This is a genomic window from Treponema primitia, from assembly GCF_046533075.1.
Lineage (GTDB): Bacteria > Spirochaetota > Spirochaetia > Treponematales > Breznakiellaceae > Termitinema > Termitinema primitia_B.
On record NZ_JAJQRB010000057.1, the window covers coordinates 55,418 to 76,628 of the forward strand.

Annotated in this window: 18 protein-coding genes; 14 read left to right on the forward strand and 4 right to left on the reverse strand. The window is 52.0% G+C overall.

Going from position 1 to position 21,211, the window contains the following annotated elements; translation table 11 throughout:
* From ilvD to LQZ19_RS11970, 7 genes are read left to right on the forward strand one after another with little or no spacing between them, the layout of a single operon-like run.
* Positions 1 to 1,656 carry a dihydroxy-acid dehydratase gene (gene ilvD, locus LQZ19_RS11940; RefSeq protein WP_411047892.1) on the forward strand — a complete coding sequence of 552 codons (1,656 nt, stop codon included), beginning with the start codon at positions 1 to 3 and terminating at the stop codon, positions 1,654 to 1,656.
* 10 nt (positions 1,657 to 1,666) lie between these two features.
* The gene (ilvB, locus tag LQZ19_RS11945) at positions 1,667 to 3,451 is read left to right on the forward strand and encodes a biosynthetic-type acetolactate synthase large subunit (protein WP_411047893.1); all 1,785 of its coding nucleotides are present in this window, start codon (positions 1,667 to 1,669) and stop codon (positions 3,449 to 3,451) included.
* Positions 3,448 to 4,482: an FAD:protein FMN transferase gene (locus LQZ19_RS11950; RefSeq protein WP_411047894.1), complete on the forward strand. Its 1,035-nt coding sequence runs from the start codon at positions 3,448 to 3,450 to the stop codon at positions 4,480 to 4,482. The genes ilvB and LQZ19_RS11950 overlap by 4 nt, the downstream gene beginning before the upstream one ends.
* A 59-nt stretch (positions 4,483 to 4,541) precedes the next feature.
* Positions 4,542 to 5,624, forward strand: coding sequence for a substrate-binding domain-containing protein (locus LQZ19_RS11955; protein WP_411047895.1), 1,083 nt, complete (start codon positions 4,542 to 4,544; stop codon positions 5,622 to 5,624).
* Between the two features lie 28 nt (positions 5,625 to 5,652).
* A complete protein-coding gene (locus tag LQZ19_RS11960) occupies positions 5,653 to 6,093 on the forward strand; it encodes an FMN-binding protein (RefSeq protein WP_411047896.1) in 441 nt (146 codons plus the stop codon).
* 10 nt (positions 6,094 to 6,103) lie between these two features.
* Entirely contained in the window at positions 6,104 to 9,265 is a 3,162-nt protein-coding gene (locus LQZ19_RS11965) for a response regulator (RefSeq protein WP_411047897.1), read from the forward strand.
* Positions 9,262 to 10,035, forward strand: coding sequence for an RluA family pseudouridine synthase (locus LQZ19_RS11970; protein ID WP_411047898.1), 774 nt, complete (start codon positions 9,262 to 9,264; stop codon positions 10,033 to 10,035). Before LQZ19_RS11965 ends, LQZ19_RS11970 begins: the two co-directional genes overlap by 4 nt.
* Before the next feature lie 62 nt (positions 10,036 to 10,097).
* Here LQZ19_RS11970 and LQZ19_RS11975 read toward each other — a convergent pair whose 3' ends face one another.
* The 4 genes from LQZ19_RS11975 to LQZ19_RS11990 all read right to left on the reverse strand — a co-directional run bounded on the left by LQZ19_RS11975 (position 10,098) and on the right by LQZ19_RS11990 (position 12,922).
* Positions 10,098 to 10,460 carry a HEPN domain-containing protein gene (locus LQZ19_RS11975; RefSeq protein WP_411047899.1) on the reverse strand — a complete coding sequence of 121 codons (363 nt, stop codon included), beginning with the start codon at positions 10,458 to 10,460 and terminating at the stop codon, positions 10,098 to 10,100.
* Positions 10,450 to 10,773: a nucleotidyltransferase family protein gene (locus LQZ19_RS11980; RefSeq protein ID WP_411047900.1), complete on the reverse strand. Its 324-nt coding sequence runs from the start codon at positions 10,771 to 10,773 to the stop codon at positions 10,450 to 10,452. Before LQZ19_RS11980 ends, LQZ19_RS11975 begins: the two co-directional genes overlap by 11 nt.
* 158 nt (positions 10,774 to 10,931) lie before the next feature.
* Positions 10,932 to 12,023, reverse strand: coding sequence for a chemotaxis-specific protein-glutamate methyltransferase CheB (cheB, locus tag LQZ19_RS11985; protein ID WP_411047964.1), 1,092 nt, complete (start codon positions 12,021 to 12,023; stop codon positions 10,932 to 10,934).
* Between the two features lie 77 nt (positions 12,024 to 12,100).
* Positions 12,101 to 12,922 carry a CheR family methyltransferase gene (locus LQZ19_RS11990; RefSeq protein WP_411047901.1) on the reverse strand — a complete coding sequence of 274 codons (822 nt, stop codon included), beginning with the start codon at positions 12,920 to 12,922 and terminating at the stop codon, positions 12,101 to 12,103.
* 143 nt (positions 12,923 to 13,065) lie between these two features.
* Here LQZ19_RS11990 and pyrG point away from each other — a divergent pair, with 143 nt between their 5' ends.
* From pyrG to LQZ19_RS12025, 7 genes are all read left to right on the forward strand, one after another.
* The gene (pyrG, locus tag LQZ19_RS11995) at positions 13,066 to 14,700 is read left to right on the forward strand and encodes a CTP synthase (protein ID WP_411047902.1); all 1,635 of its coding nucleotides are present in this window, start codon (positions 13,066 to 13,068) and stop codon (positions 14,698 to 14,700) included.
* Positions 14,697 to 15,431, forward strand: coding sequence for an LPS export ABC transporter periplasmic protein LptC (gene lptC, locus LQZ19_RS12000; RefSeq protein WP_411047903.1), 735 nt, complete (start codon positions 14,697 to 14,699; stop codon positions 15,429 to 15,431). Before pyrG ends, lptC begins: the two co-directional genes overlap by 4 nt.
* Positions 15,428 to 16,090, forward strand: a complete 663-nt coding sequence (locus tag LQZ19_RS12005; protein ID WP_411047904.1) for an LptA/OstA family protein — start codon at positions 15,428 to 15,430, stop codon at positions 16,088 to 16,090. The genes lptC and LQZ19_RS12005 overlap by 4 nt, the downstream gene beginning before the upstream one ends.
* 6 nt (positions 16,091 to 16,096) lie before the next feature.
* Positions 16,097 to 16,837 (forward strand): LPS export ABC transporter ATP-binding protein, encoded by a 741-nt coding sequence (gene lptB / locus LQZ19_RS12010; protein WP_411047905.1) that lies wholly within the window; start codon positions 16,097 to 16,099, stop codon positions 16,835 to 16,837.
* 79 nt (positions 16,838 to 16,916) lie between these two features.
* Positions 16,917 to 18,410 (forward strand): L-fucose/L-arabinose isomerase family protein, encoded by a 1,494-nt coding sequence (locus tag LQZ19_RS12015; protein WP_411047906.1) that lies wholly within the window; start codon positions 16,917 to 16,919, stop codon positions 18,408 to 18,410.
* A gap of 105 nt (positions 18,411 to 18,515) precedes the next feature.
* Complete coding sequence (gene rny, locus LQZ19_RS12020) at positions 18,516 to 20,045, forward strand: ribonuclease Y (protein ID WP_411047907.1); 1,530 nt, start codon at positions 18,516 to 18,518, stop codon at positions 20,043 to 20,045.
* Positions 20,046 to 20,188: 143 nt separating this feature from the next.
* Positions 20,189 to 21,193 carry a PD-(D/E)XK nuclease family transposase gene (locus LQZ19_RS12025; protein ID WP_411047908.1) on the forward strand — a complete coding sequence of 335 codons (1,005 nt, stop codon included), beginning with the start codon at positions 20,189 to 20,191 and terminating at the stop codon, positions 21,191 to 21,193.
* Positions 21,194 to 21,211: the final 18 nt, after the last annotated feature.

The following is a 21,211-nucleotide window of genomic DNA, read 5'->3' on the forward strand; positions in this document are numbered from 1 at the left end:
ATGCGCAGTGATATTGTTAACAAGGGTGTGGCTAAGGCCCCCCACCGGTCTCTGTTTAAAGCCATGGGCTTTATAGACGAAGAATTTAACCGGCCCCTGATCGGCATTGCGGTGGCCAAGAGCGAAATTGTTCCGGGGCATATGCACCTGGATACCATAGCCAAGGCCGCTGCCGACGGGGTACGGGAAGCCGGCGGTGTTCCCGTACAGTTCCCGGTGATCGGTGTCTGCGACGGCATCGCCATGGGCCACGAGGGTATGCGTTATTCCCTGGTAACCCGGGAACTTATCGCCGACTCCATTGAATGTATGGTCATGGCCCATGGCTTTGACGCGGTCATTTACATTCCAAACTGCGACAAGATCGTTCCGGGTATGCTCATGGCCGCCGCCCGGATCAATCTACCCGGGGTCTTTGTTTCCGGCGGCCCCATGCTGGCGGGAAAGAAGGACGGCAAGACCCTTACCCTTACTACCATGTTTGAGGCGGTGGGCGCCGTAGGCGCGGGTAAGATGGACGAAGCGGAACTCTACGCCCTGGAAGAGGCGGCCTGTCCGGGCTGCGGTTCCTGTTCGGGGATGTTCACCGCCAATTCCATGAACTGTGTTACCGAAGCTCTGGGGATGGCTCTGCCCGGTAACGGCACTATCCCTGCGGTGATGGGCGAACGGCTCCGGCTTGCCAAGAGGACCGGCTTTCTGGTAATGGATGTATTGAAGAAGGATATCAGGCCGCAGGCTATCATGACCGAGCGGGCCTTCATGAACGCCCTTACCATGGACATGGCCCTGGGCTGTTCCACCAATACCGCCCTGCACCTTCCCGCCATAGCCCACGAAGCGGGGTTTAAGCTGGACCTGGATCTCCTCAACAAAGTGAGCGCCGTTACACCAAATCTTTGCAGACTTGCCCCCGCAGGTTCCGATGCCATGGAGGATCTTCAGGCAGCCGGTGGCATTCCGGCGGTGTTTAAGGAGCTTAGTAAAAAAAGCTTGGTGGATCTCAAGACCCCAACGGTTTACGGTATTCTGGAAGATGTGGTAAAAAATGCGGTTAACAGGGATACTAACATTATCCGGCCCCTGGAAAATCCCTATTCCGCCACCGGAGGCCTTGCGGCGCTCCGCGGAAACCTTGCCCCCGACGGATCGGTGGTAAAGCGCAGCGCCGTTGCCCCGTCGATGCTCAAACATTCAGGCCCCGCCAGGATCTTTAACGCCGAGGAAGAGGCCTTTGACGCCATCATGGGGGCAAAGATAAAACCCGGGGACGTGATCGTCATCCGGTATGAGGGGCCCCGGGGCGGTCCGGGGATGAAGGAGATGCTTGCCCCCACCGCAGCCTTGGCCGGTATGGGCTTGGACGACAAGGTGGCGCTCATCACCGACGGCCGTTTTTCCGGCGCTACCAAGGGCGCCGCCATAGGCCACATTTCACCGGAGGCCGCTGAGGGCGGAGTTATCGGCCTTTTGCAGGAGGGAGACATTATCGACATAGATATAGATGCCCGCAGTATTAGTGTGAAGCTCAGCGAAGGCGAACTTGCCAAGCGGCGGGAGGTATGGCAGCCCCTGCCCCCAAAGGTGCAAACCGGCTATCTGGCCCGCTACGCTAAACAGGTGAGTTCCGCCGCATCAGGAGCGGTGTTTAAGTAGGAGTTACAACGTGCAGTATACAGGAGCGAGGATCCTTATTGAGGCCCTGATTGAACAAGGTGTGGATACGGTATTTGGGTATCCCGGCGGATCGGTTCTATTTATCTACGATGAATTATACAAACAACGGGACCGGATACGGCATATCCTGGTAGGGCATGAACAACATGCCGCCCACGCGGCGGACGGATATGCCCGGTCCACCGGGAAGGTTGGGGTATGTATCGCCACCTCCGGCCCCGGCGCAACGAATCTGGTAACCGGTATTGCCACCGCAGCTATGGACTCGGTTCCCATGGTGGCGATCACCGGGAATGTGTCCACCAATCTGCTTGGGAAGGACAGTTTTCAGGAAGTGGATATCGCCGGGATAACCATGCCCGTGGTTAAGCACAATTGGATAGTAAAGGATGTAAACGCCCTTGCAGAAACGGTGCGGGAGGCTTTTATCGTAGCACAGTCCGGCAGGCCGGGTCCGGTGCTTATCGATATCCCAAAGGATATTACCGCCGCGCCGGGAGAATGGATTCCCCTGAGAGCCAACGGGAAGGGGCCGATAAAAAATATCGAGTCCATCTCTGCGAATAGGCTGGCGGCGGGTATCACTTCTGAAGGAGAAGATAATGTTCTGAGCGCACGGGCCCGCCGGCTGGTAACAAGAAACCGGCGTCCTACTTTTACTGATGAGGATATAGATAGGGCAGTATCGCTGCTCCGGGAAGCCAGGCGGCCGATGATCTACGCCGGGGGAGGGGTAATTATCTCCGACGCCTCCGGGGAGCTCCTCCAGCTTGTGGAGCGGCTTAATGCTCCGGTGGCCTTAAGCCTCATGGGGGTAGGGGCCTTCCCCAGGGAGCACCGGCTTTATACGGGGCTCATCGGTATGCACGGAACCGTGGCCTCCAACAAGGCGGTGCAGAAGTCGGATCTTCTTATCGCTGTGGGGGCCCGCTTTTCCGACCGGGTTACCAGCAGTGCGGATCATTTTGCCAAGGGCGCAAAGGTTCTCCATTTTGATATTGATCCGGCCGAGGTAAACAAAAATGTAGAGGCCCATGCGTGGGTTGTGGGGGACATAAAAAAAATAATAACAAAACTGTTGAAGGATCTTCCTCAGCATATAAAAACCGATTGGGAAGGGAATATAGAAAAGTGGAAGGAAAAAATACCAAAGGCGCATCATAGCGGCAGCAGTATCCTTCACCCCCGGTTTATCATTGAGGAAACCGCCAAACGTCTGGGCCACGACGCCATTGTTGCCACCGACGTGGGGCAGCACCAGATTTGGACCGCCCAGTTCTATCCTTTTACCCAGCCCCGATCCTTCCTTACATCCGGAGGGCTTGGAACCATGGGCTTCGGCCTGGGAGCCGCCATTGGCGCAAAGGTGGCCAACCCTAAGCGGCCAACGGTGTTGTTCACCGGAGACGGTTCTTTCAGGATGAATTGCGGGGAGCTGGCAACCATCGGCAGTTATCATATTCCTATCCTCATTGTTATTATTAATAACACCGTACTTGGAATGGTCCGGCAATGGCAGACCCTTTTTTATGAGGAGCGGTATTCCGAGACTACCTTGGACAGGCCGCCGGATTTTGTAAAACTTGCGGATGCCTACGGGCTTAGGGGGTACCGTGCGGAAAACGAAAAGACCTTTGTTGAAGCCCTTGATTTTGCTATGAAGGATCTTAGTTCCGGGTGCGGCGCTTTGATAGATGCCCGCATTAATAGGGATGAAAAGGTTCTCCCCATGGTACCCGGCGGTAAGCCGATCGATGAGCAGATTTTGATATGAAGCCTATGCAAAAAATCGGATGTTTTATATGTTTCGTCCTGATACTGTTCCCGGGCTGTTCCGCACCGATTCCGTCCCGGTCTGAGTTTGTATTAGGTACGGTCTGTTCCATCAGCCTTTATGACCGCGGAAGGCAAAGTGTGTACCGGAAAATATTTGATCGCCTGCGGGAAATAGAAAATCTGATGAGCGCTAATATAGAGGATTCGGATCTGGGGCGGATTAACCGTGCCGCCGGTATTGAAGCTGTGGCGGCGCATCCGGATACCATTATGGTACTCAAACGTGCTATCCGCTTTGCGGAACTATCGGGCGGCGCCTTTGATCCCAGCATAGGTCCATTAGTAAAGCTGTGGGGCATTGGCTCTGACGCCGGGCGGATTCCTGAGGAACATGAAATAGCCGGGGTCCTCCCCCTGGTTAATTGGAAGGATATTGTTATTGACGAAGCCGCCTCCACAGTGTTTCTTAAGCAGCCGGGTATGGGCCTTGATCTGGGGGCTATTGCCAAGGGCTATGCTGCGGATGAAGCGGTAAGGATCATTCGGGCGGCCGGGATAAAACGGGCGCTCATCGACCTTGGGGGGAACATCCTCGCTTATGGCTCTAAGCGGGACCGCCGCCCTTGGCGGGTGGGGATTCAGAATCCCGTGGAGGGGAGGGGCGCCTATTTCGGTATAGCGGAGGTCGAAAACAAAACCGTGGTAACATCCGGCGTCTATGAGCGATTTTTCGAGTCCGATGGTAAGCGCTATCACCACATCCTTTCCACCCGGGACGGGTATCCGGTAGACCAGGGTCTCCTTTCGGTAACAATTATCGGCCATAGTTCTATGGACGCCGACGCCCTTTCCACGTCCCTCTTTGCCCTGGGTTATGAAAGGGGCAGTATCCTCCTGGAATCTCTGGATGATAATACGGTGGCCATCTTTGTTTTTGCGGATCTGAGCGTCCGGGGCACATCCGGAGCTTTTGAACAGTTTACCCTGACCGATGAGGATTTTAAGATAATGAGTAAGATTTTAAGATAAATGGTAGAAATTTGTGTATAATGGAGATATCTTTAATAGGTTCACTTGGAGGGAAGGATATGAAAAAAGGTAAGTGCCTGGGGTTATTCATCTCCCTTTTGCTTATTACCATGCTTGCGGCCTGTTCCGGACGGAATTCGGGAACTAAAACCGACGGGACCGGGGATATTACGGTGGTCTTTGTGCCAAAGGTTACGGGTAACGCTTTTTTTGAGTCCGCTAACGAGGGCGCCCAGAACTATGCCGCCAAAAACGGTTTTAAAATAAAATACGATGGGAGTCCCGAGGCGCTTATTGAAAAGCAGATTGCCATAATTGAGCAGGCCATTGCAGAGAAGGCCCGGGCCCTCTCTGTTTCCTCCCTGGACGCCAAAGCCCTGGATGGGGTGATGAAAAAAGCCATGGCCGCGGGCATCAAGGTAACAACCTGGGATTCGGATGTATCCGGCGACGCCCGTCAGATCATGGTTTCCCAGGGGACCCCGGATCAGCTGGGGAAAATGCTGGTGGAAATGGGGGCGAAAAGCCTGAACGGGCGGGGAATCAACCTGGACGGCCCGGTGTCCTATGTTTGGCATTATTCCCAGGCGACGGTAACGGATCAAAATTCCTGGCAGGCCGCGGGGGAACGGTACATCCGCGCCGCCTACCCAAGTTGGCAGAATGTAAACCCCGATAACTATTATAGTGGGCAGGACCCGGAAAAGGCCATCACCGTTGGGGAGGAGATCCTGAAAACTCACCCTGGCATCGATCTGATCATTTGTAACGATTCTACCTCCCTGCCGGGACAGGCCCAGGCAGCGAAAAACCTTGGTTTTAACGCAGGGAGTATAACTATCACCGGCTTTGCTTCACCAAACTCCATGCGGGCTTACTGCAAGGAAGGTATTCTGGAGCGATGGGGTCTTTGGGATTGTCAGATCCAGGGCGCCCTGGGCTGTTACTTAGCCTACTATCTGGCAACGGGAAAACAGCTGCGGGTGGGTGACCGGGTGGACGTGCCGGATATTGGTATCGTTGAGGTGATGCCTAATACGGTTCTGGATAGCGCGGCCTATACATCCGCAGATTCCGGGGTAGTACTCCTGCCGGCGCGTACGGAATTTACCATCAATAATGTAGATAACTATGATTTTTAGTTCTTCTGTCAGGGAGCTATGCTTCAATTTGTTTGTAAGCCTTCTCCTCGTTCTGGGTTTATCCGCCTGTTCAATAGGCAAACCCGGCGGAGACAAACTTCCGGATGGATATTTCACTGCGGCGGCTGCAGAATTTGACGCTCATGGTTGGAAGGAGTTCATCACAATTTATATTGATAATAACCGGATAGTAACCGTGGAGTACAATGCAAAGAACGCCAGTGGTTTTCTCAAGTCCTGGGATATGGAATACATGCGTCAGATGAACGCCGTAACGGGGAACTATCCCACCAAATACACCAGGGGGTATGCACAGGCCCTGCTAAACCGGCAGGACCCGAATAAAATTGATGCCATCGCCGGGGCTACGGATTCCTATAAATCCTTTAAGATTCTGGCCAGGGCAGTTATAGATCAGGCAAGGGCGGGGGATAAAAAAGTTGCCCAGGTCGAATTATCCGGCCGGTAGGGATAGGGGAATGAAACAGGAAAAAAGCATTACCACCAACATAGCCTTAACTGCGGTACTGGTAGTTATTATCCTTACCGTGAGCCTTGTATTAGTTATGGTCTATTTTATGAATTCTCTCACCGATACGATTCTGATCCGTGTGCTGCAAACCACCGCTAAAACGGCGGCGGAAAGCGTTGAGGGGAATCTGCATAACATGGCGGATCGCTTTTTTATGATCCGCAGTAACGCTATATTTTCCGAACAGTTTTCTTCCCGGCGTTCTGCGTTGGACCATGCCGCATCGGGCATTGAATTTGTATGGCTTGGTCTCTACCGGCCCGACGGCGTTCTCCAGGAGGGAAGTGAGAATTCTCCCCGCAGTATCTCCGGCCGGGCAATTTTTGATAAGATCCGTGAAACCCAGAACCTGGTAATTGATGATACATCCGTGGGCGCCAACGGCCTGGAAATCTCCATGGGCATTCCCCTCAACGGGGAGGTTGCGCCCTGGTATCTGGTGGGGAGTTACCGCTACGACGTTCTTGGGGATGTGCTGAACAATATTAATATCAATGCCCGGGGCGCCGCATTTATTATTAACGAAGAGGGAAATTTGGTTGCCCACCGGGATCTGGGCCGGGTCTTTAGCAAGGAACATATAACCCGCAGCCTTGGTTACGGTCAGGCAGTACAGGAAATTGTAGATCTGATGAAGCAGGGCCAGACCGGATCTGCCAGTATCGCCGGGGCCAATGAACGGATCTTCATAAGCTACGCCCCCATTAGGGGAACCCTTTGGTCCCTGGGCATCGAAGCTCCCCGTTTAGATTTTATAGCGCCCCTCAGGGTGGCAGTTATTGTAAGTGTTATCTTTTTGTTGGCGGCCATCGTTTTTTTCATCATAGTCTACAACGCCGCCCTCAGGCATATACTCACGACACCCCTTCGGCTTATTACGGAAAACGCCCGGGACCTTGCCCTGGGAAAATTTGACAATACCCTGCCCAAGGAAATTACCAAGCGGACCGACGAAATAGGCCGCCTGGGTTCCACCTTTATTTCTATGACCAAAACCATCCACTCGGCGATCCACGACATCCGCGGCCTTGCGGATACAGCCCGGGCGGGCTTTATGAATGACCGGGCGGACCCTTCCTCCTACCAGGGGGATTACCATCTCATCATCTCCGGAATAAATTCGATGCTGGACATCTTCTGCTCCCACCTCAACGCCATGCCCAATGCTCTGGCTTTGTTCGATGGTGAACGCAGATGTATCTACCTCAATCAAACCATGGAGGACATACTTAACCACCATCACTTCGATAAGAATGATCCCGCCCTGCTTTCCGCCATACTTGTAGCCGGCAAGGAGACCGGAACGGAATTTCTGGAAGCCCTGGCTTTTTCTCTCTTTACGGCGGGTACAAAAGTCGGGGATACCAGCCATGCCGAACTGGTCATCACCGACAGTGTTGGTGATGAACTGAGTTATAACATGACCCTGAGGCGCATCGGCAACGATCATGGCGCCGGGACGGACGCGCAATTCGGCTGTGTGATGATGATCCTTAGCGATGTTACCATGCTTGCCCGGGCGCGGATTGAAGCGGAGGCGGCCAGCAGCGCCAAGAGCAACTTCCTGGCTAACATGAGCCACGAAATGCGCACCCCCATGAATGCTATCATCGGCATGACATCCCTGGCAAAATCGTCCAACGAAATTGAGCGGAAAGATTATTGCCTCAATAAGATTGAAGGGGCCTCCATTCATCTCCTGGGGGTTATCAACGACGTTCTTGATATGTCTAAAATTGAAGCGAATAAATTTGATCTTTCTTATACGGATTTTAATTTTGAAAAAATGATCCAACGTGTAGTAAATGTAATCAATGCTAAAGTTGACGAGAGGCATCAGGACTTCAACGTACGCATGGACCCGAATATACCCCCATCGCTTATCGGAGATGCGCAGCGGTTAGCCCAGGTAATTACAAACCTTCTTTCCAACGCCGTAAAATTTACCCCGGAAGGGGGAACCATTAAACTTATCGCCTCCTTTATCAAGGAAGAGCAGGAAACCTGCACCATAAAGATTGAGGTAATCGATTCGGGGATAGGCATCAGCGAGGAACAGAAGGCCAAGCTCTTCGGCTCTTTCCAGCAGGCCGATTCAAGCATATCCCGGCGTTTTGGCGGAACCGGCCTGGGGCTTGCCATATCAAAACGGATCGTGGAGATGATGGGGGGCGGCATCTGGGTACATTCCAAGCCCGGTGAGGGTTCCACCTTCGGCTTTACATTCCAGGTTAAGCGGGGTGAGGAAATCCGGCAAAGCCTGTTGAAGGACGGAGTAAACCGGAACAACCTCCGCATCCTGGCGGTGGATGACGATCCGGATATCCGGGAGTCTTTTTCAGAATTTCTGCGTCAGTTTTCGCTTAAGGGGGATACCGCCGCCGGCGGAGAGGAGGCCATGGCTCTGATAGAGAAAAACGGCCCCTACGATCTGTACTTTGTGGATTGGAAGATGCCCGGTCTGGACGGCATCGAACTTTCCCGCCGGATCACGGCGGAAAATCCGGAAACATCGTCTCATAAGTCGGTAGTAATAATGATTTCCGCAGCGGAATGGACCTCCACTGAGGGGGAGGCGAAAAAAGCAGGGGTGGATCGTTTCCTTTCAAAGCCTCTGTTTCCTTCCACGGTTGCGGATATTATAAACGATTGTCTGGGCCAGGACAACGAGCATGTGGGTGAAAATTCCGCCATGGCGGATAGCTTCAAGGGATTCCGCCTCCTTTTGGCGGAGGATATTGATATCAACCGGGAGATCGTGATGGCCCTGCTGGAGCCGACGGAGCTTGAAATTGATTGCGCGGAAAATGGCGCCGAAGCCGTTGATATGTTCAAAAAAAATGCGGATAGCTACGATATGATATTTATGGATATCCAGATGCCCGAAATGGACGGCTACGAAGCTACCCGCCGTATCCGTGCCATGGATGAGGGCAGGGCAAAAAGTATTCCCATCGTGGCAATGACCGCGAATGTGTTCCGCCAGGATATCGAAAGATGCCTTGCCGCCGGTATGAACGATCATGTGGGAAAGCCCCTGGACTTTGACGAAGTATTAGCAAAACTGCGAAAATATCTACCTCAAGGATCTTCCGGCAAAGTCCTATGAAGCAGAAACAACCCTACACAATTATTCACGAAGACGATCATATTACGGCGGTAAACAAGGCTGCGGGTATTGCCGTAAGCGGAGATCGCTGGGACGAGTCCCGGGAACGGCTGGACAAACTGCTCGGAAGTTTTTATACGGGACCCATATTTATTGTACACCGCCTTGACCGGGACACATCGGGGATCATCGTCTTTGCCCGGGACGAAGACACCCACCGGTTTCTCTCCAAGGCCTTCGAATCCCGGGATGTGGAGAAAACCTACTGCGCCATAGTTCACGGACGGCCTCTGTGGGCGGAAACGGACTGTGATCTTGCGCTGGCTCCGGATGGAGACAAGCTGCACCGGACGGTTGTCGATAAACACCATGGGAAAAAATCCTTTACCCATTTCCGCCTTCTCCTTGCCGCCGGCGCCTATTCTGTTGTGGAAGCCCGCCCTGCCACCGGCCGTACCCATCAAATCCGGGTTCACCTGGCCAGCCTGGGCCATCCCGTGGTCTGCGACCCCCTCTACGGTTCCCGCAACAGCCCTAAGCCGGTATACCTATCGGGGTTCAAAAAAGGCTGGCGCGGCGACCCTCTGGACGAAAAGCCCCTCCTGGACCGCCTGGGCCTTCACGCCGCCGCTCTGAGCCTCCCGTACCCGCCCGGTGAAGACAACAAGCTCACCCTGCAGGCGCCGCTGCCCCGGGACATGGCGGCGTTGATTAAGCAGATGGAAAAAGCGGCGGGAACATCGATGAACCCCATAAATATTTATCCATAAAGAAAAAAGACTTGCCTTATGGAGACAACGAGGCGTATACAGGCCTATGCAGTTGGGTTTCTTTATACGTTTTTAATGTTTTCAACATATTCTATTGCAGTATTTACATCTTCCAAATTTGTTTCCATTTTATGCGGATATCGTATATCATTTGCAAACCTATTTAAGAAATTACATTTCGTTTTTATATTTTCAAAATTTTTATCCTTCTCAATACAAATACTATTCAGATAAACCAGATTATGAGTCCGTTCAGGTACAATATCATTGAAAATCAAAAAGCCCTTTAAATATTTTTCAACCGCTTGTGCACAAAGATAACAGATAATTTCATTATGCCTTCTAACAGATCCGTTCAATATATTTGCTGAGTCAAAATCATCATCAGCCATTATAAACCATTCGTTCACGTCCTTAATGTTCATAATAAATCATTTTCCCTTTTTGATAAATTGTTTTTTCAAGAATGTTTTCTTTTATCCTTTCATTAAAAATAGTTTCCCTGTTTAATAATAGATCAATAAAAAATATTTTTTTATCGCCTAAATCGCCTATTATTTTTGCATAAATTTCAGATATATTAACAATATTATCAGGTATTACAATATAAATATCAACATCACTCTTTTCTGTTGGCATTCCATACGCATAGGATCCAAAAAGATATATATATTTTGCCGGTACAAATTTGAGGACAGATTCTTTAATTACATTTGTCATTTCTACAATATTAGCCATAAGACTTACCTATTATTTTGGTATAATCCAAGAATTTATCTATGTCAAGTGTATGATTCTTCATATTTGATAATTATTTTGAGAAAAAATAGTTACTCTTTCTAAGGTTTATTTCTACCAACAAATTGTCCATTCCCTAATAAAAAGTCTATTACCTTCTATCGTTGCGCCTTGGCGACATCACAGATCCGCCGGGCCATTTTTTCCAGTGATACCTGCTCCTGCACATGCCCCAGTTCAAAGGCCACCCGGGGCATACCGTAGACCACCGCCGATGTTTCATCCTGGCCCAGGGTCATTCCGCCTTCCTTGTAGATGGTCCCTAACTGCGCCGCGCCGTCCCGGCCCATGCCGGTCATGATTACCCCCAGGGCGTGGTTTTGATATACCAACGCTACCGATGCGAAGAGCACATCCGCAGAGGGACGGTGTCCGCTTACCAGGGGCGCGTCGGAAAGGTGGGCAACTACTGCGCCGTTACGGCGTTCAACTTCCAGGTGCTTATTTCCCTGGGCAATGAGGATGCGTCCGGGGAGTATGGCGTCCCCATCTTCGGCTTCCTTTACATCCAGGGGACAGAGCCGGTCGAGACTCTTGGCGAATTCGTTGGTAAAGCCCTGGGGCATATGCTGGACCACTACAATGGGTACCTTGAGGTCCTTATCCAGGTTTGCAAAAACTATCCGCAGGGCATCGGGCCCGCCGGTGGAGATGCCTATGGCGACAATTTCTGTCTTTGCGGGTTTGCGTACCGGAACCAGCGGCTTAGCTGAGCCGGAGACCCCCAGGATGGAGCTTATCGAGCCGGGTTTGGCGCTGGTCAGGGGGGTAATGGTTTTCGCGGTGAAGTCAATGGCGGGGACCACCTTCCTGCCCTGGCTGCGCCGGTATTGGCCGCCATAGCCCAGGAGCATCCCCACCAGGGTATCCTTTACGGTGTGGATATCTTCGGAAACCGAGCCCGAAGGTTTCTGGATAAAGTCACTGGCCCCGAGTGAGAGGGCCTCCATGGTGATCTCAGCGCCCCGGGCGGCAATGGAGGAAAGAATGACCACCGGGATGGTGATCCCCAATTTTTTCCGCTCCTTGAGGAATTCGATGCCGTTCATTTCCGGCATTTCCAGGTCCAGAACAATAATATCCGGATTAACCCGGGGTATTTTTTGCAGGGCGAAGACCCCGTTCATGGCTTTTTCGGCGATGACCAGCCCCGGTGTGGCCTCAATCATCCTGCCAATGAGGTTACGCATCAGCGCCGAATCATCAACAATTAATACCGCAACATCTTCAGCCACAATCTACTCCTATAAAAAGGCCCGCATCGTCCCTAGATCCATTTCCTGTATAGGGTTGCCCACTGGGTCTTTACAAATTCAAATTTGGTATTCATCCCAAAGAGGGATTCCGAATGACCGATAAAGAGGAAGGCCTTGGATGCCATGGAATCCCAGAACCGGTTTACAACCCCGGCTTGGGTAACCTCATCAAAATAGATGATTACGTTCCGGCAGAATATGATGTCCAAATTGCGCTGACCCGAATCGTTTTTTAGATTGTGATAGTCAAAACGTATTTTAGACATGATTTCCGCCTTGACCTTATAGCCCCCGGCAACCTTGTCAAAATACTTTTTCAGGTAATTTTCGGGGATGCCCTCTATCCGGCTGTCGGCGTAAAACCCTTCCTTACCGGTCATGAGGCATTTTAGGCTGATATCGCTGGCGACTATCTCAAATTTCCAGGGCGGCGGCAGGATTTCAGTTAAAAGCATGGCGATAGTATAGGGTTCTTCTCCGGTAGAACAGCCGGCGCTCCAGATTTTGATGGTAGTATTCCCCGTAGCCTTTTTTATATTCATCAATTCCGGGATAACATGATGTTCCAGGGCGTCAAAATGGGCTTGATTGCGGAAGAACCGGGTTAGATTGGTGGTAACCGAGTCGAGAAAGCCCTTGAGTGCTTCCTTATCCTTGGAAATGGTACTGAAATAGGACGTCAAAGTTACCCCAGGAGCATTCCTGAGCCGTTCTTTGAGCCTACCTTCCAAGATTGAGCGGTTTGTTTTCGTAAAGTTGATACCGCTCTCATTATAAATAAGATCACGATACCGCTCAAAATCGGCATCCGTTAAAACAACCTCATCTGCCATATACATTATAGTAAGGGTTGTATGAAATAGTGTCAATTATTCATTTAGTAATATACGAGAAAACTGCCTAGTATCTTTATTGATGGCGGGGATTTTAGCGGCAGCGTTGACTAATGCGTACCGCATCGGGATAATAGTTTTACATGAATAAGTATATTTTTGTCACCGGAGGCGTGTGTTCAAGCCTTGGGAAGGGGGTTGCGGCCTCCTCCCTTGGAGCCTTGCTTGAAGGACGGGGGCTTAATGTCCGGATGATCAAGTGCGATCCCTATATCAACGTGGACGCCGGGACCATGAGCCCCTACCAGCACGGGGAAGTCTATGTAACCGACGACGGCGGGGAGACGGACCTGGATCTGGGGAATTACGCCCGTTTTACCTCCGGGCCCCTTTCCCGGGCCAATTCCATCACCACCGGTCAAGTTTATGAGTCGGTGATCCGCAAGGAGCGGGAAGGCCGCTACCTGGGGCGCTGTGTTCAGGTTATCCCCCATATCACCGACGAGATAAAGAGCCGGATTTTGGCGGTTTCCAAGGAAGACGCCGATACTGATGTGGTAATCGTGGAGATCGGCGGTACCGTGGGGGATATTGAGTCCATCCCTTTTCTGGAAGCAGCCCGGCAGCTTATTCATGAAATGGGCCGGGCCAACGCCCTTTCGGTACATCTTACCCTGATCCCCGAGGTGGGGGAGGGGGAACTGAAGACCAAACCCACGCAGCACTCCGTAAAGGCCATGCAGGAGCAGGGGATTCAGCCGGAGGTGCTGATCTGCCGGGCGCCGGTATTGCTGGACGAGGCCACCCGCAGGAAGATAGCTCTTTTTACCAACGTAGAAAGCGATGCGGTATTTACTTCCTATAATGTGGACACTACAATTTATGAGGTACCCCTGATCTTTTTCGATCAGAAGCTGGATCAGGTGGTGCTCAAGAAGCTGGGGGTCGAAAGCAGGCACGCCAACCTGAAACCCTGGTACTCCATGATGGAGCGTTTTGAGGCCCGGAGCGGAAAGGTCCGGATCGGTATTGTGGGCAAGTACATGGACCTCCACGATTCCTATAAGTCGGTGTTTGAAGCCCTATTCCATGCGGGCCTGGAGAACCGGATTGAGGTGGAACTGGTTAAGATAGACTCCTCTCTATTAGAAGAAAGCGAGGATGCCGATGCACTTTTGGGTCCCTCCGCAGCAGGAGGGGGGGTAGACGGCATACTGGTACCCGGGGGCTTTGGCCAGCGGGGTATTAACGGCATGGTTAAGGCCGCCGCTTGGGCCCGGACCCACAAGCTTCCCTACTTCGGTATATGCCTGGGGATGCAGATCATGGTGATAGACTGGGCGCGGAATGTCCTGGGCTGGGAAGATGCGGATTCCACGGAATTCAACCAGGATACTAAGCATCCGGTGGTGAGCCTTCTGGAGGATCAGGTGGATGTAAAGAACTACGGCGGTACCATGCGGCTTGGGAAATGGGCGTCCGTACCGGAACCTAATTCCAAGTTTTTCGAGGCCTACAAGGAGAAGATCGTCTCCGAACGCCATCGGCACCGCTATGAGTTTGCCAACAACTTCCGCAAGGCGATGATCGATTCGGGGCTCGCGCTTACGGGCTTTACCGAAGACAAGAGCTTGGTTGAAGCGGTTGAGTGGTCGGATCACCCCTGGGGCCTGGGTGTCCAGTTTCATCCGGAGTTTAAGTCCAAGCCCACCGCTGCCAGCCCACTGTTCCGGGATTTTATTGCCGCGGTGAAAAAAGTTAAAGAGACCAAAGAATGAAGAATAGCCGCAGAGGACACAGAGGGAAGAACGCAGAGGACACAGAGGGAAGAAAAGAAAAAAAGGGGGAGCGGCACACCCGTTTTACTGCGTTCTCTTCTTTCTGTATTTTTATTCTTCTTGTCTCCTGTACCTTCGATTATGGTGACGAAGTCTCCGAAAATGAGGATCTTCCGGATATTGTCATGGGGAACGTGGAGTATGTCCGGGTTCGGGATGGGGATCCGGTGGTGCGTTTTCGCGCTCAATTAGCGGAACGATACGAAAACCGGCAAACCATGGAACTGCAAAATTTTTCCTTTGAACAGTTTTATGCCCATGGGGATGAGATAAATGCCACCGGTAGGGCGGGGAACGCATTGGTGGAGCTTGAGTCGGGGAATATACAGCTGGGGAATAGTATTATTATTTCAGTGGATTCCGAAGATATCACCATAGAAACGGAAAATCTTTCCTGGGAGGATGAAAAACGGATCCTCGCCGGCAGGGATGAGGATACGGTGGTGGATATACAGCGCTCCGATGGTACCCTTTTTTCCGGCCGGGGCTTCACTGCCGATGCCCGGAGCAGAACCTGGGTATTTAACGGCGGGGTAGAAGGAATCTATATCGATACAGAAGACGATGATGACGAGGAAGCCGAAGCCGAGGAAGTCTCAGAAGAGCTTGGAGAGGAAGTTCCCGCAGAACTGATGGAAGAGGGCGGCGATACTGCCGGAGAGATCCTGTGAGTATAAAACTTGTTACTCTGGCCCTGGTTACAGCGGCAATCATCCTTCCTGTGGGGGCCGATACTTTTTCCTTTAAGGCTGACCGTATGTCCGGGGGCCGGGCTGCGGGGAAAGAGATTACCATGCTTACGGGAAACGCCGAAGTACGATCCGACAATCTGGTCCTCAAGGCCAACCGGATAGAGCTTCAGGGGGATGATAATCAATTTGTTGACTGTTCCGGCGATGTCTGGGGCATGGAGGAGGAAAAGAACATCCTCTTTCAGACCGATCGCCTGCGCTACGACCGGAAACTCAAAATAGCCCGGCTGGAGGGCAATTCCACCCTGGAGGATAAGGAGAACGAGATCGTCGCCAAAGGCCGCTTTATCGAGTATGATGACAAAAAGGAGATTTCGGTATTCCAAATCTCTGTACGGCTCTTTAAGGATGAACTGGTATGCCGGTCTGAATATGCGGTGTATCGCCGGCAGGCAAAATTACTGGATCTTACGGGATTCCCCGTGGTCTTTAAGAAAAGTGATGAATTCAGAGCCGATAGGATCCGGGTAGACCTTGATACGGATGATGTGACCATGGAAGGTTCTGTTTCCGGCTCGATTAAGGAAAAAGAAAAAGAGAAAACCGAAGAACCGGCGCCGGTATCGGGTGAGGAATAGCGCCCCATGGGTACCGAAACCGCACATGTTTTAAACGTTACGGATCTTCATAAAAAATTCGGCGCCAAGGAAGTGGTCCGGGGGGTCAACTTTTCCATGCATAACGGAGAAGTGGCGGGGTTGCTGGGGCCGAACGGCGCCGGAAAGACCACCATATTTTATATGATCGTGGGTTTCTATAAACCTACCAAGGGAACCGTAACGTTAAATGGGGATGATATTACCGAAAAACCCATGTACCGCCGGGCCCGCTTGGGAGTTGCCTACCTTCCCCAGGAGGCCTCCATCTTTCGCAAGCTCACGGTGGAGCAGAATATCAGGGCCATCCTGGAAAGCCGTAAGGATATCAATAGGGAACAAAAGAAAGCCCGCTTGGAAGCCCTGCTGGATGAGTTCGGCATTGCCCGTATTCGTTCCCAGTTTGGTTATACCCTTTCCGGCGGCGAACGGCGGCGTACCGAAATCGCCCGGGCCCTGGCGACGGAGCCTAAGTTTCTGCTCCTGGACGAACCCTTCGCGGGTATCGATCCTATAGCGGTTTACGAAATCAAGCAGATAATCCGCCGTCTGGCGGAAAAGGGTATAGGGATCCTCATTACGGACCACAATGTCCGGGACACCCTGGAAATAACCACCGAGGCCTTTATCATAGCCGATGGTACCATAGTTGCCCAGGGGGACCGGGAAGTGATTCTGGCCAATGAGATGGTACGGGAAGTCTACCTGGGCAGCGAATTCAAAATGTAACGCCGGTCAACCTTGACAGACGGTAAAACTAGGGACACAATCAATTATTCTAATTCTGCATGTATCAAGAGAGGTTGTTATGGATCAGAATTACCCTGAAGTAAAACTTGGATTAATCGCAGTATCCAGGGATTGTTTTGTGCGTTCCCTTTCCGAGAATCGTCGGAAAGCCCTTGTCGAAGCCTGTGTAAAACGCGGCATTTCGGTATACGAAGCGAAAACCACCGTTGAAAATGAAAAGGATGTCCTTAAGGCGGTGGATGAAGTAAAAAATTCCGGTTGTAATGCCCTTATCGTATTTTTGGGGAATTTTGGCCCTGAAACTCCGGAAACCCTCATTGCCCGGTTTTTCTCCGGGCCGGTGATGTACGCCGCCGCCGCTGAAGATACCGGTAAAGACCTTACCAATGGCCGGGGCGACGCCTACTGCGGAATGCTCAACTGTTCCTACAACCTGGGGCTGCGGAAGCTCAAGGCGGTGATTCCCGAATATCCCGTGGGTACGCCGGATGATATCGCCCTTATGGCGGCGGATTTTGTTCCCGTTGCCCGGGCCCTCCTGGGCCTTGCTTCCCTGAAGATCATCAGTTTTGGCCCCCGGCCCCAGGATTTCTTTGCCTGTAACGCTCCCATCAAGGGGCTCTACGATATTGGGGTGGAGATCGAAGAAAATTCCGAGCTTGACCTTCTGGTAGCCTACCGGGCGCATAAGGACGATGCGCGCATACCCACCGTGGTCAAGTCCATGGCGGATGAGCTTGGCGCGGGCAACCGGTATCCGGATATACTTCCCCGGCTTGCCCAGTTTGAGCTTACCCTGCTGGACTGGGCGGAGGAGCACCGGGGTTCCCGGAGCTATGTATCCTTCGCTAATAAATGCTGGCCCGCTTTCCCCACGGAATTTGGTTTTGAGCCCTGTTATGTCAATTCCCGGCTGACCGCCCGGGGTATCCCCGTGAGCTGCGAGGTAGATATCTACGGTTCCCTCAGCGAATACATAGGCGCCTGCATCAGCCATGATGCGGTTACCCTGCTGGATATCAACAATACCGTCCCCCGGGATCTGTATGAAGGGGCTATTAAGGGGAAGTATCCCTACGGGCTCAACGATGTGTTCATGGGCTTCCACTGCGGTAATACTCCCCGCTGTAAGCTCCGGAACGAAGACAATACCGCCCTTAAGTTCCAGCTGATCCAGAACCGGCTGCTGGAAAAGGGCGGGGAACCCGACGTTACCAGAGGGACCCTGGAGGGGGACATCGCCGCGGGGGATATCACCTTCTACCGGCTGCACGCCAACGCCGACGGCGCTCTTCAGGCCTATATAGCCCAGGGGGAGGTCCTTCCACCGGCTACCAATTCCTTTGGCGGCATCGGCGTATTCGCTATCCCCGATATGGGACGGTTTTTCCGCCATGTACTCATCGAAAAACGCTTCCCCCACCATGGGGCGGTGGCTTTTGGCAGGTACGGCAAGGCCCTTTTCACGGTTTTTGACTATCTTGGGGTACCGGAGATACACTATAACCAGCCCAAAGGGTTGTTATATCCCCGGGAAAACCCCTTCGCCTAAAACCGGTAACGGGTCTTTTCACGATTTTTACCTTCCCCTTGACAAATTCGGTCTTCCGGGTGTATCATAAGGCGTACTTTAATACTCATCGGTAAGGGGTCAACAATGCCTTGGATAATTTGGCTTATCCTCCCTCTTGCCGGGTTAACCTTAGGCTGGACTATAAGATGGCTGTATGCCAGATTTCAACTTACGGCATCGGAGCAACGCGCCGAACGTATAAAACAGGATGCGATAAAGGAAGCTGACGCTAAAAAGAAGGAGATTCTTCTTGAAGCAAAAGAACAAGTTATCCGCGATCGGAACCAGCAGGAAAGGGAGACTCGGGAACGCAGGGGTGAACTGCAGCGATACGAAAAACGTGTCTTGCAGAAAGAAGAAACTGTAGATAAGAAGACAGCTCAGATAGAGAAAACCGAACAGCTTCTGGCTGATATGGAACAGTCCCTACAAGTCCGGGGCGAAGCTCTGGAGAAGGAAGAAGAGCGGTACCGGGCGGAACTGGAACGAATTTCCGGGCTTACCGTGGACGAAGCGAAGGCCCTCATCATCCGGGATATGGAAAATGAGGCCAGGCATGATGCCCAGGGGCTTATCAACAAGATTGAGCAGGAGGCCAACCTTTCCGCGGAAAAGAAAGCCCGGGATGTGTTAGTTGCCGCTATTCAACGGCTGGCTACGGATGTTACCGGCGAGGTGACTGTAGCCACCGTCACCCTTCCCAACGACGAGATGAAGGGCCGGATCATAGGGCGGGAAGGGCGGAACATCCGTACCCTGGAAACCCTGACCGGGGTAGATATCATCATCGATGATACTCCGGAAGCGGTGGTTATTTCCTGTTTTGACCCGGTACGCCGGGAAATTGCTAAAATTGCCCTGGAACGGCTCATCACCGACGGACGGATCCATCCTGCCCGTATTGAAGAAATTGTTACCAAGGTTACCAAGGATATATCCCAGAAGATCTTCGAAGAGGGCGAGAAGGTGCTTTTCGACCTGGGGATCCACAATATCAACCAGGAAGCTATCCGCGCCCTGGGGCGGCTCTATTTCCGCACCAGCTACGGCCAGAATGTACTCTCCCACTCCAAGGAAGTGGCGGTTATTGCGGGCATCTTAGCCGCGGAGATCGGCGCCAACCGGGAACTGGCCAAGCGGGGGGCGCTGCTCCACGATATCGGTAAGGGGATTGAGAGCGATTCGGACCTGAACCACGCGGAGATCGGCATGGACATGGCCCGGAAGATGGGGGAGGACCCGCGGATTATCAACGCCGTAGGGAGCCACCACAACGATATAGAACCATCCTGCATCGAATCGGTGCTGGTCCAGATTGCCGACGCAATTTCTGCGGCCCGGCCCGGCGCCCGGCGGGAAACCCTGGACAATTACGTTAAGCGGCTGGAAAACCTGGAAAATATCGCCACGGGCTTTACCGGGGTGGAAAAGGCCTTTGCCATACAGGCAGGGCGGGAACTGCGGATCATCGTCAACAACGAGGCGGTGAACGACGAGCAGTCCAGGGATCTGGCTAAACAGATTGCCAAGAAGATTGAAAACGATCTGCGTTATCCCGGAAGGATACGGGTAACGATTATCCGGGAAACCAGGATCACCGAATACGCAAGATAGGACTTAATCTCCATTTAGTACCGAAGATACTAAATGGAGATTAATTGAATCCTCCTCGAAAATTTCCGTAAAAAGAATAAATTTTCCCGAAATACTAAAGCATATTTCCCTCTCATGTCATCTCCACTATAAGGAGTATGAAAATGAGTATAAATACTGATTCCAGTAAGACCATCGAAGAGACCAGCGGGAAAAAACGGGTCCAGCTTACCCCCGAAGACAAGCCCCTGGACATTACCCGCGATCCGGTTTTTAAGGCCGTGCTGACCCGTGAAACCCCAGCCTCCCGCCATGCCCTGCGCTTCCTCGTCTCGGCTGCCATAAACCAGCAGGTAACTGTTATTTCCGTTATCGTCAACGAGCCCCCGGTCAACGATATCCGGAATCGCCAGATCCGTTACGATATTTCCGTCAGATTTAACAACGGTAATTTAGGCAATATCGAGATGACCGTGCACCCCAATACGAATAAGCACCTACGGCAGGAGTTTTTTCTTGCCCGGCTCTTTACCACCCAGAATATCAAGGGCACGGATTACGACTACACCGACCTCCGTCCCGCCTACCAAATTTCCTTCCTGGGAACGAACTTCTATGAGGACAATGCTCTGGTCCACCGGTTCGAATATTATGACAAGGAAAATAACTTGTCATTCAACGGCCTGACCTCTATAATTGATATAGAACTGATAAAAGCGGAACAGTTCCTGACAAAACCGGTTTCTGAAATGACGCCTATAGAACGGTGGTCGGTATTTTTCCGGTATGTCCAGGACCCAATGCGGCGGAATTTGATCAACGAAATACTAAATTACGATGAAGGAGTAGCCATGGTGACAACGGAACTCTTAACGGTAAGCGAAGACGATATAATGCGGGCGCGGCTCGAGAGCGAGCTCAAGAACGAGCTGGATTGGCAGGACGGTATTGTAAGCGCGAAACGGGCCGGATATAAGCAAGCTGCGATAGAATATGACGGGATACTCCGGAAAAAAGATACAGAAATCCGGAAAAAAGACGAGGAAATCCAGGCTTTGGAACAAGCAGAACAGGAACGACAGCGGCAAGCGGTCAAAAACCTGCGGGGCTTAGGTCTAAGCGATGAACAAATCGCCGCAGCTCTTAATCTTTGTTTGGTTGCCGGGTAGAGTTTAGCTTAGAGGGCG

Bases quoted from the DNA above. Each gene is read 5' to 3' on its own strand.
- cheB (WP_411047964.1), bottom strand. From the start codon at position 12,023: ATGCGTAACCTCATTGGCAGGATGATTGAGGCCACACCGGGGCTGGTC.
- lptB (WP_411047905.1), top strand. From the start codon at position 16,097: ATGGGTACCGAAACCGCACATGTTTTAAACGTTACGGATCTTCATAAA.
- LQZ19_RS11965 (WP_411047897.1), top strand. From the start codon at position 6,104: ATGAAACAGGAAAAAAGCATTACCACCAACATAGCCTTAACTGCGGTA.
- LQZ19_RS11980 (WP_411047900.1), bottom strand. From the start codon at position 10,773: ATGGCTAATATTGTAGAAATGACAAATGTAATTAAAGAATCTGTCCTC.
- LQZ19_RS11950 (WP_411047894.1), top strand. From the start codon at position 3,448: ATGAAGCCTATGCAAAAAATCGGATGTTTTATATGTTTCGTCCTGATA.
- LQZ19_RS11955 (WP_411047895.1), top strand. From the start codon at position 4,542: ATGAAAAAAGGTAAGTGCCTGGGGTTATTCATCTCCCTTTTGCTTATT.
- LQZ19_RS12025 (WP_411047908.1), top strand. From the start codon at position 20,189: ATGAGTATAAATACTGATTCCAGTAAGACCATCGAAGAGACCAGCGGG.
- LQZ19_RS11970 (WP_411047898.1), top strand. From the start codon at position 9,262: ATGAAGCAGAAACAACCCTACACAATTATTCACGAAGACGATCATATT.
- LQZ19_RS12015 (WP_411047906.1), top strand. From the start codon at position 16,917: ATGGATCAGAATTACCCTGAAGTAAAACTTGGATTAATCGCAGTATCC.
- rny (WP_411047907.1), top strand. From the start codon at position 18,516: ATGCCTTGGATAATTTGGCTTATCCTCCCTCTTGCCGGGTTAACCTTA.
- ilvD (WP_411047892.1), top strand. From the start codon at position 1: ATGCGCAGTGATATTGTTAACAAGGGTGTGGCTAAGGCCCCCCACCGG.
- pyrG (WP_411047902.1), top strand. From the start codon at position 13,066: ATGAATAAGTATATTTTTGTCACCGGAGGCGTGTGTTCAAGCCTTGGG.
- LQZ19_RS11990 (WP_411047901.1), bottom strand. From the start codon at position 12,922: ATGGCAGATGAGGTTGTTTTAACGGATGCCGATTTTGAGCGGTATCGT.
- lptC (WP_411047903.1), top strand. From the start codon at position 14,697: ATGAAGAATAGCCGCAGAGGACACAGAGGGAAGAACGCAGAGGACACA.
- LQZ19_RS11975 (WP_411047899.1), bottom strand. From the start codon at position 10,460: ATGAACATTAAGGACGTGAACGAATGGTTTATAATGGCTGATGATGAT.